The organism is Bradyrhizobium sp. CCBAU 51745, from assembly GCF_028128715.1.
GTDB classification, from domain to species: Bacteria; Pseudomonadota; Alphaproteobacteria; order Rhizobiales; family Xanthobacteraceae; genus Bradyrhizobium; species Bradyrhizobium manausense.
In genome coordinates this window covers 14,686-31,556 of record NZ_LBJP01000075.1, presented here as the reverse complement: position 1 = coordinate 31,556, position 16,871 = coordinate 14,686, and the positions used below count along the sequence as shown (strand labels likewise).

General features: G+C 62.0%; 16 protein-coding genes. 11 read left to right on the top strand and 5 right to left on the bottom strand.

What is annotated here, in order from left to right; all coding sequences use genetic code 11:
• Nucleotides 1–67: 67 nt before the first annotated feature.
• Nucleotides 68–553, bottom strand: a complete 486-nt coding sequence (locus tag XH98_RS19215) for a (2Fe-2S)-binding protein (RefSeq protein WP_271598168.1) — start codon at nt 551–553, stop codon at nt 68–70.
• Between the two features lie 662 nt (nt 554–1,215).
• Here XH98_RS19215 and XH98_RS19210 point away from each other — a divergent pair.
• The 6 genes from XH98_RS19210 (at nt 1,216) to XH98_RS19185 (ending at nt 6,763) form a co-directional block, all read left to right on the top strand.
• On the top strand, nt 1,216–1,665 hold the full coding sequence (locus XH98_RS19210) for an SRPBCC family protein (RefSeq protein ID WP_128949285.1): 450 nt from the start codon (nt 1,216–1,218) through the stop codon (nt 1,663–1,665).
• Nucleotides 1,666–1,754: 89 nt separating this feature from the next.
• Nucleotides 1,755–1,955, top strand: a complete 201-nt coding sequence (locus XH98_RS19205) for a hypothetical protein (RefSeq protein ID WP_271598167.1) — start codon at nt 1,755–1,757, stop codon at nt 1,953–1,955.
• A gap of 79 nt (nt 1,956–2,034) precedes the next feature.
• On the top strand, nt 2,035–3,750 hold the full coding sequence (locus XH98_RS19200; protein WP_271619576.1) for a PQQ-dependent methanol/ethanol family dehydrogenase: 1,716 nt from the start codon (nt 2,035–2,037) through the stop codon (nt 3,748–3,750).
• A gap of 222 nt (nt 3,751–3,972) precedes the next feature.
• Entirely contained in the window at nt 3,973–5,106 is a 1,134-nt protein-coding gene (locus XH98_RS19195) for a c-type cytochrome (protein WP_271619575.1), read from the top strand.
• A 138-nt stretch (nt 5,107–5,244) separates the two neighbouring features.
• A complete protein-coding gene (locus tag XH98_RS19190; protein ID WP_271598165.1) occupies nt 5,245–5,931 on the top strand; it encodes a response regulator in 687 nt (228 codons plus the stop codon).
• A gap of 136 nt (nt 5,932–6,067) precedes the next feature.
• Nucleotides 6,068–6,763, top strand: a complete 696-nt coding sequence (locus XH98_RS19185; protein WP_057743471.1) for a response regulator — start codon at nt 6,068–6,070, stop codon at nt 6,761–6,763.
• A gap of 189 nt (nt 6,764–6,952) precedes the next feature.
• Here the strand turns inward: XH98_RS19185 and XH98_RS19180 are convergent, their stop codons facing one another.
• Nucleotides 6,953–7,543 (bottom strand): acyl-homoserine-lactone synthase, encoded by a 591-nt coding sequence (locus tag XH98_RS19180; RefSeq protein ID WP_271598164.1) that lies wholly within the window; start codon nt 7,541–7,543, stop codon nt 6,953–6,955.
• A gap of 176 nt (nt 7,544–7,719) precedes the next feature.
• Nucleotides 7,720–8,142: a hypothetical protein gene (locus XH98_RS19175; RefSeq protein WP_271598163.1), complete on the bottom strand. Its 423-nt coding sequence runs from the start codon at nt 8,140–8,142 to the stop codon at nt 7,720–7,722.
• A gap of 434 nt (nt 8,143–8,576) precedes the next feature.
• Here XH98_RS19175 and XH98_RS19170 point away from each other — a divergent pair, with 434 nt between their 5' ends.
• The 5 genes from XH98_RS19170 (at nt 8,577) to XH98_RS19150 (ending at nt 14,098) form a co-directional block, all read left to right on the top strand.
• Nucleotides 8,577–9,551 carry a tetratricopeptide repeat protein gene (locus tag XH98_RS19170; protein ID WP_271619574.1) on the top strand — a complete coding sequence of 325 codons (975 nt, stop codon included), beginning with the start codon at nt 8,577–8,579 and terminating at the stop codon, nt 9,549–9,551.
• On the top strand, nt 9,548–11,941 hold the full coding sequence (locus XH98_RS19165) for a TonB-dependent receptor (protein ID WP_333932303.1): 2,394 nt from the start codon (nt 9,548–9,550) through the stop codon (nt 11,939–11,941). The genes XH98_RS19170 and XH98_RS19165 overlap by 4 nt, the downstream gene beginning before the upstream one ends.
• A 5-nt stretch (nt 11,942–11,946) precedes the next feature.
• Complete coding sequence (locus XH98_RS19160; RefSeq protein ID WP_271598161.1) at nt 11,947–12,630, top strand: Fe2+-dependent dioxygenase; 684 nt, start codon at nt 11,947–11,949, stop codon at nt 12,628–12,630.
• Nucleotides 12,631–12,695: 65 nt separating this feature from the next.
• Entirely contained in the window at nt 12,696–13,154 is a 459-nt protein-coding gene (locus XH98_RS19155) for a hypothetical protein (protein WP_271619573.1), read from the top strand.
• 62 nt (nt 13,155–13,216) lie between these two features.
• The gene (locus XH98_RS19150) at nt 13,217–14,098 is read left to right on the top strand and encodes an AraC family transcriptional regulator (RefSeq protein ID WP_271619572.1); all 882 of its coding nucleotides are present in this window, start codon (nt 13,217–13,219) and stop codon (nt 14,096–14,098) included.
• Between the two features lie 139 nt (nt 14,099–14,237).
• On the opposite strand, the gene XH98_RS19145 is transcribed toward XH98_RS19150, so the two are convergent.
• The gene (locus XH98_RS19145; protein ID WP_271619571.1) at nt 14,238–15,596 is read right to left on the bottom strand and encodes a hybrid sensor histidine kinase/response regulator; all 1,359 of its coding nucleotides are present in this window, start codon (nt 15,594–15,596) and stop codon (nt 14,238–14,240) included.
• The gene (locus XH98_RS19140) at nt 15,593–16,762 is read right to left on the bottom strand and encodes an FIST N-terminal domain-containing protein (protein ID WP_271619570.1); all 1,170 of its coding nucleotides are present in this window, start codon (nt 16,760–16,762) and stop codon (nt 15,593–15,595) included. Before XH98_RS19140 ends, XH98_RS19145 begins: the two co-directional genes overlap by 4 nt.
• Nucleotides 16,763–16,871: the final 109 nt, after the last annotated feature.

The following is a 16,871-nucleotide window of genomic DNA, read 5'->3' as shown; positions in this document are numbered from 1 at the left end:
CCGGAATTGCTGTGCCTGCGCTTTCCACCGAAAGCTGCAGTGGTGATTGTTCGTTCGAGGCGGGCCCTTACTCGGCCGCCTGCGAGACCTTCATGCGTCCGGCCGCGTCCAGCACGGCTTTGACGATGTTGTGGTAGCCGGTGCAGCGGCAGATATTGCCTTCGAGCTCCTGACGGACCGTGCTCTCGTCGAGCTCGCCACCATGGCGTTGCACGATGTCGATCGCCGACATGATCATGCCCGGCGTGCAATAGCCGCATTGCAGGCCGTGATTGTCGCGGAAGGCGGCCTGCATCGGGTGCAGCTCGTCGCCCTTGGCGATGCCTTCGATGGTGGTGACGTTGGCGCCGTCGGCCTGGCCGGCGAGCATGGTGCAGGACTTCACCGCACGGCCGTCCATGTGGACGACGCAGGCGCCGCATTGGCTGGTGTCGCAGCCGACATGGGTGCCGGTGAGGTTGAGATGGTCACGCAAGAGATGGACCAGCAGCGTGCGGTCCTCGACCTCGACGGCAACGGCCTTGCCGTTCACCGTCAGTTTGACTGTAGACACGTGATACCTCCCGAATGTTTGTCATTATTCCAATTAGAGACAGCGCGAACGGAACTTTGCAACTGGGATTTTGCTCACCACGCGTCATGGAAAGGTCATTGTGACGGCTGCCGCAGCGCGCGATTCGGTCGCGATGTTCCGTGCCGCCGCCATCCGTTGGCGCGGCCGTGCAGGAAGCTGTCGAACGATGTTCGCTTCGTCGGCGGCCTGTGCGCGGGCCGCACCTGCTTCGAAACGCCGGCCTTTGACGTCGACCCCTCGCGCCTCGTTTCTCCCTTTGCTGCCTTGTTCGTTGCGCGAATAGGAGCACGCGCCCATGCCGTTGTAACCGCGATCTTGGTAGTACGTGGCGGCGATCTAAGTCATTGATTCTGTTCGCTGCGATGCAGCGAACGGCTGCCAGCTGGAGGACGTGGAACGGCCGTCGGCGTCACAACACTCGAACGTCATTGCGGGGCCCGAGCGGAGCGAGGGAGCCCGGAATCCATCGCGCGGCAGAGCCCGCGGGCAAATGGATTCCGGGCTCGCGACTTCGTCGCGCCCCGGAATGACGTTGAGTGAATGAGACATCAGAACACGCAGCCCTAGTACTTCCTGGCGATTGATCGCGCACGCGCGCGCCCCTAGTCGAGCTGTACAGCAACAGCAAAGGGGTGGAAGCGATGCAGATGAACGACAGTCAGCGTATCCCGGCGTCGAAGGCCGATGTGTGGGCTGCGCTCAACGATCCCGACATTCTCAGGCGCTGCATTCCAGGTTGCCAATCGCTCGAGATGGCGTCGCCGACGGAGATGGTCGCGACCGTAGTGCTGAAGGTCGGCCCGGTGAAGGCGACGTTCAGCGGCAAGGTGACGCTGACCGATATCGATGCGCCCAACGGCTACCGCATTATCGGCGAAGGCGCCGGCGGCGTCGCCGGCTTTGCCAAGGGCGGCGCGAAGGTCAGGCTGGAAGAGGAATCTCCCGGCGTCACCATCCTGCACTACGAGGCCGAGGCGCAGATCGGCGGCAAGCTCGCGCAGCTCGGTTCGCGACTGATCGATTCGACGTCGCGCAAGCTCGCCGCGAATTTCTTCGAAAGTTTTGCATCTGTGGTAGCGCCATCATCGTGATGCTGCGCGCGGTGCTGCCCCAATTCGAGGGTGCCGTAGGGTGGGCAAAGCGAAGCGTGCCCACGATCTCTTCATGATCGAGAGAGGTGGTGGGCACGGCGCGCGAGAAGCGCGCCGTTGCCCACCCTGCCGCTCAATCGTCCCGTGATTTGCAAAAATTCCAACGTCCATTTCGAGCTGCAAAACAAGGGCAAGACGCCAGCGTCGACAAAGAGATGAGCGACGAACGCGCCGATGATTTCGCACTACTACCTTCCGCCCATACTCAGCGCGGTCAGGCGATGTTGTAATTCCGGTCGATGGCGCCGCAGACAAACTGCGCATCACGAGCGCCCAACGCGGCGCACACAACAACATCGGAGGGAATACATGACCTTTGCAACAAAGGGCTTCTTGGCCGGCATTTCGATGATTGCGATGCTGGCCGCCGCGACGCCAGGCGCTCGCGCCAACGACTCCCTGATCAAGGCGCAGTCCGATTCCAACCAGTGGGCCGTTGCCGGTCACGATTACGGAAACACGCGCTTCAGCCCACTCAAGCAGATCAACACCGAGAACGCAGGCAAGCTGACGCTCGCCTATTCGTTCTCGCTGGCCTCGCTACGCTCGAACGAATCCTCACCGATCGTGATCGGCAACACGCTCTACGTCTCGAGCTCGTGGGGTCCGAAATACGTCTACGCGCTCGATGCGGCGACCGGGCAGCGCAAATGGACCTACGAGCCCGACATTCCCGATGATGTGCTGCAATATGCCTGCTGCGACGTGAACAGCCGCGGCGTCTCCTATGCCGACGGCAAGATCTTCGTCGGCCGCCTCGACGGCAAGCTGACGGCGCTCGATGCGGCGACCGGCAAAACGCTCTGGACCTCGAAAGTGGTCGACTACAAGCAGGGCTCGGTCATTACGTCGCCGCCGCTCGTCGTGCGCGACAAGGTGATCACGGGGTTCGGCGGCGGCGAATATGGCGTTCGCGGGTCGCTCCAGGCCTTCGACATCAACACCGGCAAGCAGGTCTGGCAGACCTACACCGTGCCGAACCCGGATGAGCCCGGCGGCGACAGCTGGAAGGGCGATTCCGCCCAGCATGGCGGCGGCGCCGCCTGGCTGGTCGGCTCCTACGACGCCAAGACCGACACGGTCTATTGGGGCACCAGCAATCCCGGTCCATGGAACACCGGGGTGCGCTCGACCGGCGACGGCAATTTCGGCAAGCTGACCAACCTCTACACCGCCTCGACGCTGGCGCTCGATCCCAACACCGGCAAGATCAAGTGGCACATCCAGACCACCCCGGCGGATGCCTGGGACTATGACGGCGTCAACGAAGCCGTGCTCGCGGATCTGAAGATCGGCGGCAGCACCATTCCGGCGCTGATGAAGGCGGATCGCAACGGCTTCTTCTTCGTCGCCAACCGCGAGACCGGCAAGGTGCTATCGGCGGAGAAATACGTCTTCACCAGCTGGGCGCAGAAGTGGGATACCGCCACGCTGCGCGCGGTCGAGGATCCCGACAAGCGTCCGGGCCCGGGCCATCCCGCCAAGGACATCTGTCCGAATCTCGTCGGCGGCAAGAACTGGCAGCCGATGTCGTTCAACCCCGAGACCGGCCTCGTCTACATCCCGTCCAACAATGTCTGCATGGACTGGTCGGTCGGCGATGTCGCCTACAAGCGCGGCGTGTTCTATCTCGGCGCCGAATTCCCGACCAAGGAAGGCCCCGGCGGCTTCCTCGGCGAGCTCATGGCCTGGGATCCGGTGGCGCAGAAGAAGGTCTGGTCGATCAAGGAAGACCTGCCGTTCAATGGCGGCACCCTGACCACCGGCGGCGGCCTCGTGTTCGCCGGCAACATCCATGGCGACTTCCGTGCCATCGACGCGAAATCCGGCAAGGTGCTGTGGAGCAAGAATCTCGGCTCCGGCATCGGCGCCGGCCCGGTGACCTACCAGGTCGATGGCAAGCAATACGTCGCCATCGTCGTCGGCCGCACGGCTGCGCTGCCTGCGTTCCTGGGCGAGGTGGGCAAGAAGATGACGGCCGCAGCTCCCGAGGGCGGTTCGCTCTTCGTGTTCTCCGTCCAGTGACCACTCGCGCGCGTATCTTTCAGAGGTGACGGGATACGCGCGCGCTTTTTCCAGGCGATCGTTGCGGCATCGGCTGATGGCGTGCCGCAGCGCCTGTTCAACAGAACCCAACTGCGGGAGATGAGGATGCGTCCGAATCATCTTGGAAGTGGCAAGAAGCCAAACCGTAGCATTGCAAACCGTAGCATTGCAGGGCTCGTCGCGTGGGCGGCCGCGTCCGCAATGATCGCCCCCATCGCAACGGCTCATGCCGATGAAGCACAGCCGTTCCGTCTCTGCGCTGATCCGACCAATCTTCCCTTCTCCAGCGATAGTCCGTCGCAGCCGGGCTTTTATGTCGAGATCGGGCAGGCCCTGGCGCAGGCGCTCGGCCGGCCGATCGCCTATGACTGGTACAAATCCTATTTCGGCAAGCGCACCGTGCGCGTCACGCTGCTCGGCAGGCAATGCGACGCCATGATCGGGCTGCCGCGGTCCGAGGACTTCATGGGACCGGCCGTGATCTTCTCCGCTCCGTTCGCGAAGGAAGGCTATGCCCTCGTGGTCGCCAGGGAATCGACCAAGGGGAGGGCCATCGGCGGCATCGCCGGCCTCAGGGGCAAGCGGGTCGCCGTGCAGTTCGCCACCACACCGCAAAACCTGCTCGCGAGCCGTGATGACGTTGAGATGGTGACCGTGCTGTCCCCGGAGGAGGGCATGCAGGCACTTGACCAGGGCAAAGCCGACATCGCTTTCATCTGGGGGCCGGTTGCGGGCTGGCTGAACAAGACCAGCTACAATGATCGCTACCAGATCGAGCTCACCGCGGGCGAAGGCCTGTCATGGGATGCGGCCATCGGCTTCGCCAAGACGTCCACCGAGCTTCGTGATCGCGTCGATGCCGTCCTGCCACAGCTGCAACGGACGATCGGCGAGCTCGCGGTGAAATATGGCTTGCCGGGCGGCGAGCCGGTTCGCTTCGGCGCGGGCCAGGCGGAGCCTGCGGGAACAACGACGGGCATGGCAGGCGGAGCCCGGACCTCAGTTCAAGTGACCGAGATCGCCAAGGTCGCCGCGACCGAGGTCAAGGGCGATGCGGCTGCGCCCGCCGCCGAGGCGGTCGGTGCGGGCAAGGAAATCTTCAATGGAACTTGCGCGCATTGTCACGGTCCCGATGCGATCCAGAGCGAGCGGAAGATCGACCTGCGGCTGCTCCGTCACCGCTACGGCGACGACATGCGCGAAACATACTGGACGACCGTGCATGAAGGACGCCCGAGCAAGGGCATGCCGGCCTGGAAGGAGGTCTTCACTGATGACCAGTTCGACAACATTTATTCCTTCCTGCTGACGGTCCAGTCCGAATCCGACGACTGAACGATCTTGACCAGACGCGATCGGGAGGATGTGCTAGCTTCCGTCCGGCATCATCCTGGCGCCGGACGGGTGCCGCATCAATGTGTCGCTTCCACTCTCGCGGTGGATGCCTGTGCGGCGCGATCCTGGGAAGGCGCCATGACCAGCTTCCTGATCATCGACGATCATCCGCTGTTTCGCGAAGCGCTCGGCAATGCGGTGCGGCTGGCGTTGCCGGAGGCGCGGATCTTCGAGGCGATGTCGATCGAGGATGCGCTGCATATCCTGCTCGCCGAGCGGGGCATCGACCTCGCTCTGCTCGATCTGTCGCTGCCTGATGCGACGGGCTTTTCCGGCTTTCTGCGTTTGCGCGAGGCCTATCCGCGCCTGCCCGTCGCCATCGTGTCGAGCGAGGAGGATCAGCACATCGTTCGCGAGGCGTTGGCGCTGGGAGCGGCCGGCTATCTGCCGAAATCGACGTCGAAGCGAGAGCTCGCGCAATCGATCGAGGGCGTGCTCAGCGGGTCGGTGTCGGTGCCGAAGGATTTCGTGGCGGCGCCGCGGCTGCGTCGGGCCGATGCCAGCAAGGCGCTCGAGGTCAAGCTGCGCGAGCTCACGCCGCAGCAGCTTCGCGTGCTTGATCTGTTGCGTCACGGCCTCCCGAACCGGCAGATCGCGCAGGAGCTTGCGCTCGCCGAATCGACGGTGAAGGCGCATATCACCGAGATCCTGCGCAAGCTCGGCCTGTTCAGCCGCAACAAGGCGGTCATCGAGATCGGCAAGATGGAGCTGCCCGATCCCAAGGGACGTCCTCATGCGCGCCTCGATCGCGGGAAGCCGCAATGACCCGCGGTGTCATTCTTGACCTGGATCAATTCGGCCCGCCCCGTCTGAGTCATTCTCGACTCATTGAATTCAACGTCGGCCCCGGCGACGTCCCGGGCCGGATCTTCAGCAAGATTTTCAGAGTGGCTCACGCGCGATGCGATTTCTGATTGTCGAAGACCATCCGTTGTTTTGCGAAGCGCTCGAAGGTGCGCTTCAGATGGTCGTGCCTGCGGCCGAGATCTTTCAGGCGACATCGATCGACGGTGCACTCGAGCTGTTGGCCTCGACGCCGGAGCTCGACCTCATCCTGCTTGATCTGTCGATACCGGGCACAACAGGCCTTTCGGGCATCATCCGCATCCGCAAGGCGTTTCCAAAAATTCCCGTCGTGATCGTGTCCGGGCACCAGGATCCGCAGATCATGTCCGGCGCCTTGTCGCTTGGCGTGTCCGGCTACATCCTCAAATCATCGTCCAAGCAGGATCTGTCGCAGTCGATCGGCGAGGTGCTGCGCGGCTCGGTCTGTGTGCCCGCCGCCTACCGCGCGCTGGTCCGCCCGCAGCGCGCCTCCGGCCCAGCGCAGGATCTGATCAAGCGCCTGCACGAGCTGACGCCGCAGCAATTGCGCGTGCTCGAAATGCTCAAGCGCGGCCTGCAGAACAAGCAGATCGCCTTTGAGCTGAAGATCTCGGAGACCACGGTGAAGGTCCATGTCTCCGACATCCTGCGCAAGCTCAACGTGCTCAGTCGCACCAAGGCCATCGTCGAAATGTCGAGGATCGATTTCGCGACCCTGGCAGCCGAGGGGACCGCGACGACGCGCGAGCGGGTCCGGCCGGATCAGCCGTGACGGGATTGTCTGCCGCCCTGTCGCGCCGGGCCGGTCTCCTAAAGCGTGATGAAATTGGGTTTGGTCGGCGGTCGGTGGTTCACTTCTCCCTGCGGGAGAGGTGATTCGAGTTCCTGGCGCGCATCGATTCGTCCCGATCCCATCACACTTTAATGCAAGGCAACCGCGCGCGACGAGAGGAGCAACCGGTCACCGCACACTCGCGTGGCGGTGCATGCGCTCGAGAGCTTCGCTTGATCCTTGCAGCAATCCAGGAACCAGTGTCGTCCCGCCAGAGATCTGCGGTGATCCGAGACGCCGCATCGGCCAGCCGGCCCGGTTGAGACCGTGTTCCGTTCTGAGATCGGTCATCATCACGATCGATTGTGCACTCAGGTTCCACATCGTCTCAATCATTGCCGCGAACAGGACGTATGCTACGCGACTGAGTCCATTGCGGTCGAAGTCTGAAGCACATTTGCTAGCTATGCAAAAGCGCGAGCTCTCCAGGATGGTGGGGCCGCTCGGGATCTGATTGGGCCCAAGACGTGTCGCGAGCGTATCGCGCAGCATGGTCGGGCCGGTGGTTGGCAACAGTCGTACGCAGCCGACGAGGTCTTCTTCCGACATGGCGAGCAAGTAGGTCGGCTTGAGCATATCGTAGATGTCGAATTCGACATCGCCGCTGACTTGTGTGTCGTAATGGCGATTGGCGAGAACCCGACGCCGCAACTCGAACATCTTGGTCAGCAGATCAAGATGGTGCCCAGCCAGCGTGTGATCGATAGCGACAGCGTACATAGACAATGATTCTCAACTATCCGCTCGGAAGAACAGAAAACGGAAGCGAGGCCTCCTGATGGCTCATGAGAGCGGGTCGCGGCGCTGAGCAACGTCGCTTTCGAGAGCAATCGCTGTCGAAGCGAGAGTTCAGAGGGCCTCCTCGTTCGAGGACAACAGGTCGTCTGGAAAGATCTTCAGCCTGCCTCACCAGGTCGACTGCTTGGAGAAGCGGACTTCAGCAGCGCTTGCGCCGTCTCCAGGGCCTCTGCCTCCGAAGCGGCGAGCAGCATCGGGTATCCCCAGAACTTCTCTGACACGATCTGGAAGGCTCTCATGCCGAGCCGCTTCGTCTTTGAGGGCTCAACATAGATCAGGGCTTTCACAAATTCGCGCAATCGCGGTTTGTGCTTCTTTGACCAGAGCGCAAGCCTTCTCTGCTCACCCGGATCGTGCTCGTGTTCGTCGATGTCGGCGTTTGCCCCTTGCCCTATGATGACAAAGGGCTGGCCGCGATCGAGCAGTGCTTCGAAGGTGGCGAAGGCCTCGTCAGCCGTTCCGGCCGGGCCCTGATCGTAAGAGAGCCTTACAATCGGAAAAGTCGCGGTATTCAACAGCATCTTCACCCCTATCGGTCAGGTTTGCGCAGCGTGGTTCAATTCGCGTGCGCATGACCAGATAGTTTGGATGATGCCTCAACTCATTCATCCAAGGCGCCAAAGCGTTACCCAAAACAGACAATCACTGCCCCCGGCAACCAGGTCCTGCATTGCCAGGTCCTGCGTTAAGGTCTTGGCGGCATTTTGGACGAATTCATTTTGGACGAATTCTTGGCCGTTGGCCGAATTGAGCAATGGTCTGGCCGGATTGCACGATGCAGCGCCGCACCGGGCTGCGGTAGCCATTCCGTTGAACCACGGCCTGCGCGAAGCGAAGCACGATGCCAATCCACCCACAGTCCAGGGCTGTTCCCGAGCGCCTGTCCAACAGGCCTCCAAATCCCTACGCCTCAGCAGCCTTGCCCCAACCACTCCTGCAAATTCGCGCGCAGCGTTTGACCAAGGCGCAGCTGCGTGACTTGCTCGTCAGCAATCCCCACGATGCGACGCAGTGGATCAAGGCAGCAGCCGAGGCCGATATCATTCCCGCGCAGATCGTGTGGGGCCAGTTGCTGCTCGATGGGACGCGGGTAGCGCGTGATCCGGCGGCTGCCTTCGTCTGGTTCGAACGCGCCGCCCAATCCGGGGACCTCGACGGACAAAACATGGTTGGCCGGTGCTACGAACAAGGCTGGGGCGTCGAGCCAGATCCGAAGCTCGCGACGAAATTTTTCGAGCTGGCCGCAGCAGCCGGCCACATCTGGGGGCAAGTCAATCTGGCGCAGATGTTGATGCGCGGCGGAAATCCGGCGGATCGGCCGCGGAGTTTCGAGCTCTTTCGGGCAGCAGCGGAAGGTGGCACCTCCAAGGCAAACCTGAAGGCAATGAATTCTCTCGCTCGATTCCTTGAAGAAGGCTGGGCCGTGCCGGTTAATCCGAGAGGCGCCCTGTATTGGTATAGCCGCGCAGCGGCGCTTGGCGATCACTGGGCTCAGTACAATCTGGCCACGATCCTGCATGCTGGCGGAGACCTCGCCGCTGCCGATGTTTGGCTGGAACGGGCGGTCTCCGGTAGCGATGACGGCTTTCGCCGGCGCATTGCGCCGCTGTTGCTGGCGCGCGGCGAACCTGCGTTACGCCGGCATGGCCTGGAGGCACTTAGGCGCATAGCAGCTTCCGGCAGTCCCGCTGACGTGCAGGCGTATGCCTGTGCGGCCAGCGAAGCTGCAGCCGCACCTTCTGACCTTGAAGACGCCAGGAGGCTGTCTGAGCTGCCGGCAACCGATGGACGTCCGGATTGGCGGATTTGTCCCCAGGCGTCGATCGGCCGACGCCTTGCTGGCTATCTCGGCGACCGTATCGCAGCGATGTCACGCCGCATCGCAAGATTATCCAATTCAACATCATCCTGCTCGAAGGGGGCTCTGTGACCATCATCGAAACCTTGCGACCGGCACTTTCCGGAATTGGGGCAGCCGCGAGCCTTGCAAACGGCTTTCTATTCGTGACCGCCGCCAACGCGGAAGGCCAGAACAATCAGCCGACGTCGGCGCCTGCGGACAAGGCTACTGCGCTCCCGCCGGTCGAGGTGGACGCTCCTGTCACCAAGCGGCGACGAGCGTCGAGCGCCGGCGCCAAGCCGGCCTCGAGACCTGTCTCGGCCAGCCATCCGAGCAGGCCGGCCGAACCGCGTCCGCAGGCTGCGTCCTCGGCTCTTTCGCCTGGGAATTCGCTGCAGCGGACCACTGGTCTCAGCCGTCTTTCCGATTCTCTCCAAAGCACGCCGCAAACCGTCACCGTCATACCGCGCCTGGTGATCGAGCAGCAGCAGGCAGCCACCATCAATCAAGTGCTCCAATATGTGCCGGGAATCACCGTCGCCACCGGAGAAGGCGGCGGTGGCATCAACGGAGATCAGTTCCGCATCCGGGGCTTTGACGCCTCGGGCGACGTGTATGTCGACGGCTTACGCGATTTTGGTTCCTATGTGCGCGATAGTTTTGCAACCGAAAACGTACTGGTGCTGAAGGGGCCCTCGTCACAGAGCTTCGGCAATGGCACGACGGGCGGCGTCATCGAGATCGAGAGCAAGAAGGCCCATCTCGGCGACCAATCAACGTTCGAGGCCTCGGCCGGGATGGGCCCTTACGGACGTGGCATTCTGGACATCAACAAGCAGATCAACGACACGACGGCGCTCAGATTCATCGCCATGGGCAACGGCCAGGATATTGTCGATCGCGACCATGTCTATTCCAACCGTGGCGGTTTCCTCGGCTCGCTGGGACTTGGCCTCGGCACCGACCAATCCCTGATCTTCAACTATCTGCACCAGGACAGCGTTCAACGCCCCGATTTCGGCGTTCCGGTCGTCAGCGCGCCGGGCGTCGTCGGCAAGCCCGTGACGGAGTACGGAGTTCCCCGCTCAAACTATTTCGGCCGGGAAAGTGATCGCGACCACGCGACCGCCGACGTGGCAACCGCTCTCTACAAGGGCGAATTCGGCGATTGGCTCACGTTAACGAACGACACGCGTGTCGGTTACTACACACGTGATCTGAAGTTTACGCCCGCGCTCTGCGCCTCTCCCGGCTTCCCTTTTCCAAGCAGCTGCGCAACGGACGTTCTCGCCGGAAATTTGGCGACACCTTACACAATCTGGTCCGTCGGCGGGACGAAGCAGGTCAGTCACGGCGGGGAAAACGTAACGACTGCCACGATGCGTTTCGACACCGGACCGTTTCGGCACAAGCTCGTCGCCGGCTTTGATGTCTATTCCCAACACGCGACGACGGGTTTTTACCTTCCTTCAGGCCCCGAGCCGGCAGGGACTCTTCTCGATCCCGTGTTTGCGAACTCGCCCGGCTTTGCACTGACGGTGTCGCCGGGCAATCAATTGTCGGCCACGAGCTGGGATATCGGCCCCTTTGTAAGCGACCGCATATGGTTGACGCCCATGCTTTCGATCCTTGCGGGTGTTCGATGGGATCACTATCGGGTCGAGGGCCAGGCAGGCGCGTCTCCGCTTGCGACGACGACCGAGTTCGCCAGCCCAAAAGCATCCCTGATCTTCGAGCCCACCACGCATCAAAGTTACTACTTCAGCTATGCACGTTCATTCACGCCGCCGGGCAACAACATCACTTCGCTGAGTTCATCGCTCGGTCTGTCCCAGGCGCCAAACGCCGCAAACCTTCAGCCGGAAGCGGATACGACCTTCGAGGTCGGTGCGAAGTGGGGCCTGTTCGAGGATCGGCTCGGCGTGACGGCAGCATTGTTCCGCGTCGAGAAGAACAACGCTTCCTATACCGACCAGGCATCGGGGATACAGACGACCACCGACGACAAGGTGCAAGTCCAGGGAGTTGAGCTCGGATTGACGGGCAAGCTCACGGAGAACTGGGACATTGAGGCCTCCTATTCCTACATGGACAGCAAGATCATCGCCTCGTCGATCAGCCCGTTCACGCCCGTCTCGGCCGCAGGCAACCGGGTCCCGTTCGTGTCTCAGCATGGCCTGGCGATCTGGACCACCTACGACATCGCTCCCCTGCTGCCAAACGTGCCGGGTCACATGCTCGTCGGGGGCGGGCTCAATTATCGTTCGGATTATTACCTCAACAACCTCAATTCGATGGTGATCCCGGCAGCGACCACGATCGATGGGATGCTCTCCTACGATCCCAACGAGCGACACCATGTTGCGCTCAAGGTTACGAATCTCACGAACAAGCTGACCTACAGCTCGGCTTTCGGAAGCGGTTACGCGACTCCCGTTGCAGGCCGCAGCGTCACCCTCACCGCAGCCATCAGGTTCTGAAGAAAATGCTCATCGAAATCCCCCAACTGCTATCCGCCGAAGAGGTAACCTCCGTACGCGACATCATCGAGGGGGCGGATTGGATCGACGGACGGGCAACGGCAGGTGAGCTGGCATCGCGCGCAAAGCGCAATGCTCAGGTCCCCGAGGACTCGCCTCAGGCTCGCCAAGCGGGCGACATCATCCTGAGAGCTCTCGGACGGAATGCGCTGTTCAACAGTGCCGCTCTGCCCCTGCGCGTCCTGCCGCCCCTTTTCAATCGATACGACACCGGGATGTTCTTCGATGCCCATGTCGATGGCGCAGTGCGATCCGCGCCTGGACTCGGCACTCGCATGCGCGCCGACCTGTCTTCAACCCTCTTCCTCACGGCACCCGATGACTACGACGGTGGCGAGCTGATCATCGAAGACAGTTACGGCGTTCACGCCGTCAAGTTGGCGGCCGGGAGCATGGTCCTGTATCCGGCGGGGAGCCTGCATCGCGTGCGCGAGATCACCCGAGGCGCGCGCTTGTCATCATTCTTCTGGACCCAATCGATGATCAAGGACGAGGGGCTTCGCACGACGCTCTATGATCTCGACCGTGGCATTGTTGACTTGCGCAAATCCGTGTCCAGCGATGCACAAGGCATCCTCATGCTTACCGGTGTCTATCACAATCTTCTGAGACGATGGGCGGAGCTGTGATGTCGGCCGACCCTCTGCACGAACCCGGGATGCAAATCAAAATGTCGACTTCGAGGATTACGGCGATGACTGATCTGACGAATGAACTCGCCGCTCGATTTGCCCGTCAAAAGGTGGCGTTGCTGTGGTCGGTCTGTGGCCTCGGAAACACGATCTACGCGGTCATCCAAATCCTTACATGGGTCGACCATCAGATCGACAGCTCCGGCACGGCGCCGGCGGCATTCGATGCGACGGCTCTTTGGTACTTTGGCGTCGCATGTTCGATATGGATCATTCCTGCTCTACTTCCTCTCGTCACACCGCGACGCGCCGCGATTCTTGGTTCGTTGCTGCTAGGTAGCCTTCTGATGGTCGCCAGCGTCGTAGGCGGCGTCTTCGATGGCATGCGTGACGGGCTTCATATAGCAGCGACAGCAATCATCGCTGTGGCTCTGCCCGGAGTTTATGCAGCTCATGCCTCCTGGCGGCTGCTGCGAGTTACGGAGGTGCCTGCAACTCTTGTCAAGGAATCCGATATCTGAGCCAGCGCTTAGGGTGCCCCGCCAAAGCCGGTTTAGATTAGCTCAAAAAAGCCGCGTTTAGGATGGCCGCTCTCCTGTCGATTTGCGATGGTCGGCTTCGAACATCTCGGCAGGCAAGTCGCCGACACAAGATTTTGAAGGGCGGCGAGATGCTTCATCGCTTTGTTGACACCGACATCGACCGCGTAGCCCGCGCCGTTGCACTCCGAAGCGGAATCCTGTCGAATGATTGGACCTATGATCGGCACCAGCATCGCAAATCTCAATTACTGTATTCCCAGCGCGGCATTCTTTGCTGCGAGACGGCCAATACCGTTTGGCTAGTACCGCCCGGATGCGCGTTATGGATCCCCGGTCAACTGGCGCACTCGGCCCGTGGCGCTGGTCTCGTCGAATGCCACTGCCTGTATATTGAACCGAGCGCCGCCAAGAGCCTGCCCAAGACGTGCTGCACGATCTCGATATCTCCCCTGATCCGGGAGCTGATCCTCAGAGTGGCTGAACTTCCGGAGTGCTATCCGCTCGGAGGTCGCGAGGATCGACTGGTGATGACCTTGTTGGACGAGCTGTCCGATGCGCCGACCAGCAGCCTGAACCTGCCGATGCCAAGAGAGGCGCGCCTTCGGCGCCTCGCGGAGATGCTGATAGCCGATCCGAGCGCGAAGACCTCGTTCGCGAATTGGGCAAGTGCGCTTGGCATGAGCGAGCGCACCTTAAGCCGCCTGCTTCTCCAGGAAATCGGGATGAGTTTCGGACGCTGGCGACACCAGCTTCACGTCATTCTCGCAGTACAAAGAATCGCAAGCGGTGAAAGTGTAAAGACCGTCGCCCTGGAGCTCGGATACGAAAACGCCAGCAGTTTCGTCAATATGTTCAGGAAGACCCTGGGCAAACCTCCGGTTCGCTACCTGACCGAACATCGCGCAATTCTTGTCAGCGGCTGAACTGTGTGGGTCCCAAAAGCCCCGGGCCCGTTCGGGGCAGTCATTCCGGCATTTTGTGCATCATGGCGCTGCTGGCGTGTAAAATATTACCGCTACTGTGCATGGGGTTGTTTTCGACATTTGCTTGGCCGGTGCGGCCCTAGCTCAGCAGGAATGACAGCAGCGCCCGCATCTCGGCGGGCTTGATCGGCTTCTTCAGCACTTCGAGGCCGTGGAGGCTCGCCTCCTTCGCGGCCTTTTCTGAGTAGTCGGCCGTGATGATCATCGCCGGCGTGTCGAGCTTGAGATGCTCGCGGACGTCGGCGATGGCCGACAGGCCGCTCTCGCCGTGGTCGAGGTGGAGATCGGCGATCACAGCGTCCGGCGCACCGCCGAGTTCGCTGAGGCGCAGCAATGCGTCCGCGCCCGATCGTGTGGTGGCGACGTCACAGCCCCAGCCTTCGAGCAAGGCAGCCATCGCCTCCGAGCCCGACGGATCGTTTTCGATCAGAAGAATCTTGGCGCCTTCGAGCCCGCCATATTGCCGGTCCACAAGCTTGGTTGCATGGGCCTCGTCGCCGACGTCAGTGCGTTCGGCCGGCTCCATCTCGACCGTGAAGGTCGACCCCTGGCCGATCTGCGATGACAGGCGCACCTCGTGCCCGAGCACGGTCGCGAAACGGCGCACGATGGACAGGCCGAGTCCGAACCCGGCCTGATCGGTTGCGCTGGCATCGCCGCGCTGGAATTCGCGGAAGATCGCCTCCTGCTGGGCCTGCGGAATTCCAGGCCCGGTATCCGAGACCTCGACATAGACCCGATTTGCGCGATGCCCGCACTCCATGGTGACGCGGCCCACCCGCGTATAGCGGATCGCATTCGCGATCAGGTTCTGCAGGATCCGCCGCAGCATCATCGCATCCGAGGACACCGTGAGGTCCGTCGTGCCGATCTGCAAAGCTAGGCGCTGCCGCGCGGCGATCGGCTCGAATTCGTTGCGCAGCTGCTCGAACAGCGGTGCCAGCGCCAACGGACGCACGTCGGGCTTGAGTGCGCCGGCATCGAGCTTGGCGATTTCGAGCAAGGAGCGGAGCAGGTCTTCCAGCGTCAGCAATGAGCGGTCGACTTGATCAATCAGCAGGCCGGCATCCTGCGATTCCACCATCTCCGTCAGCGCCGACAAGGTCAGCCGCGCCGCGTTCAACGGCTGCAGCAGATCGTGTGTGACCGAAATCAACACCGAGGATTTCAGCGAGCTCGCCGCCTCCGCCTGCTGCTTGGCGCGGAAGAGACCCTCATTGGCGCGCTCGACCGAATGCAGCGCCTCCCGCAACTGGTGCGTCCGGTCGCGAACCTTGTGATCGAGCGCAATCGCGGTTTCGAACAGTGAAAACGCGTTGAGCTGCTGGTCCATCGAGCGCTCGACGCGCGACATCAGCGCGGCATTGATCTTCTTCAGCTTCGCGGTCTCGCGCCGCAGCTGCTCGACCGTCGCAGGGTCCTGCCACGCCTCGGTCACGCCTGCCGCCTGCCGATGGCGACACCCGTGAATGTCTGGTTCACGTGCATCGAACCGAACTGTTCACCATAGGTGTGAAAACCGACCACCCGGTTCTGTCGATAGAGCTCGGACATGTCGCGGGCGAGCTGGTGCTGCTCGGCATCGAGCCGGCGCAACAGGCACTCGAAGCCGATATAGAGAGACACCTCGCCGATCTGATTCTGCATTTGCGCGAAGACGTCCTGCGTCGAGCCGACGAGGCTGCGCGAGGTGGCGGCGGTGAGCACCATGCCCTCGTCGATGGCGCAAAAGAAATGCAGTGAGCCGTCGGGCTCGACGCGCTGGATCGACCGCGCATAGTAGGAGCCGCCGACACGGACCAGCACGGGGTGGGACGCAAACGAGAATGGGTCGAGCTTGGCCTCATCCACGATCCCGACCATCCGGGAATATTCCTCGGCCGCGGGCTCCGCGTTCAGCTCCTTCACGGTCCGGTTCTCGATGTCGGCCTCGGTGACCACCATCTTCTGTGGCATCGGCTCGAAATTGTCGCACTTGAAGACCCTGAAAGGCAGCGACGTATTCAAAAGGATCAGGAGGGCGGCATTCGTATAGGCGTTGCCTTCGAAGAACACCCAGGTCTTTTCAAAGCGCAACCCGTCGCCCGCCGACCCTCCGACGATCGGGATGTCGTCGAGCGAGGCGTAGATGGCGGACATCACCGCCTCTTCCCGGCGGCAGAGGCCGTCGATCAGGACCAGGCCGAACGAATTGCCCCGGTCCACCTGTGGGGTCACGCGCAGGAGTTCGTGGCATAGTTCGCCGCCGATGCGTCGCCCGTCCTCGACCCGGAAGCCGTCGAGATTGAGGATCGGCCGGACCACTGCGGTGAAATCAGCACGGCTGAATGCCAGCGCCACCACGCTGTTCTCGTCCCAGCCGTCGGGCGCGAGTTCGCCGGCGGTGGTGCAGCCGCAGACCGGAGTGGTGTCGAACTGCCGGCTGATCTCGGCGATGAAATGGTGGGGATCGTAGTGAGGCGAGAGGAAGACCAGGATCAGGGCCAGGTCGTCCGGCGGCAGCTGCGCCGCAAGCTCGGCTACAGCTCCATCGACGGTCGCAGCCTTCGATTTCGCAACGGCAACGCCGGATGCGTCGCTAAACCGAAAGTCGGTTTGCCCCACTCCGTTTCTCCCTCCAGGCTCACCCCGGTCTCGCGCCGAGTGCAAGTGTCCAGACAGTAAGGTCTTTTCAGGGCTGCCGCAACTCGGCGACCGGGCTCAGCGGGCATCA

Bases quoted from the DNA above. Each gene is read 5' to 3' on its own strand.
- XH98_RS19210 (WP_128949285.1), top strand. From the start codon at position 1,216: ATGCAGATGAACGACAGTCAGCGTATCCCGGCGTCGAAGGCCGATGTG.
- XH98_RS19180 (WP_271598164.1), bottom strand. From the start codon at position 7,543: ATGTACGCTGTCGCTATCGATCACACGCTGGCTGGGCACCATCTTGAT.
- XH98_RS19160 (WP_271598161.1), top strand. From the start codon at position 11,947: ATGCTCATCGAAATCCCCCAACTGCTATCCGCCGAAGAGGTAACCTCC.
- XH98_RS19185 (WP_057743471.1), top strand. From the start codon at position 6,068: ATGCGATTTCTGATTGTCGAAGACCATCCGTTGTTTTGCGAAGCGCTC.
- XH98_RS19150 (WP_271619572.1), top strand. From the start codon at position 13,217: ATGGCCGCTCTCCTGTCGATTTGCGATGGTCGGCTTCGAACATCTCGG.
- XH98_RS19175 (WP_271598163.1), bottom strand. From the start codon at position 8,142: ATGCTGTTGAATACCGCGACTTTTCCGATTGTAAGGCTCTCTTACGAT.
- XH98_RS19190 (WP_271598165.1), top strand. From the start codon at position 5,245: ATGACCAGCTTCCTGATCATCGACGATCATCCGCTGTTTCGCGAAGCG.
- XH98_RS19195 (WP_271619575.1), top strand. From the start codon at position 3,973: ATGATCGCCCCCATCGCAACGGCTCATGCCGATGAAGCACAGCCGTTC.
- XH98_RS19200 (WP_271619576.1), top strand. From the start codon at position 2,035: ATGACCTTTGCAACAAAGGGCTTCTTGGCCGGCATTTCGATGATTGCG.
- XH98_RS19155 (WP_271619573.1), top strand. From the start codon at position 12,696: ATGACTGATCTGACGAATGAACTCGCCGCTCGATTTGCCCGTCAAAAG.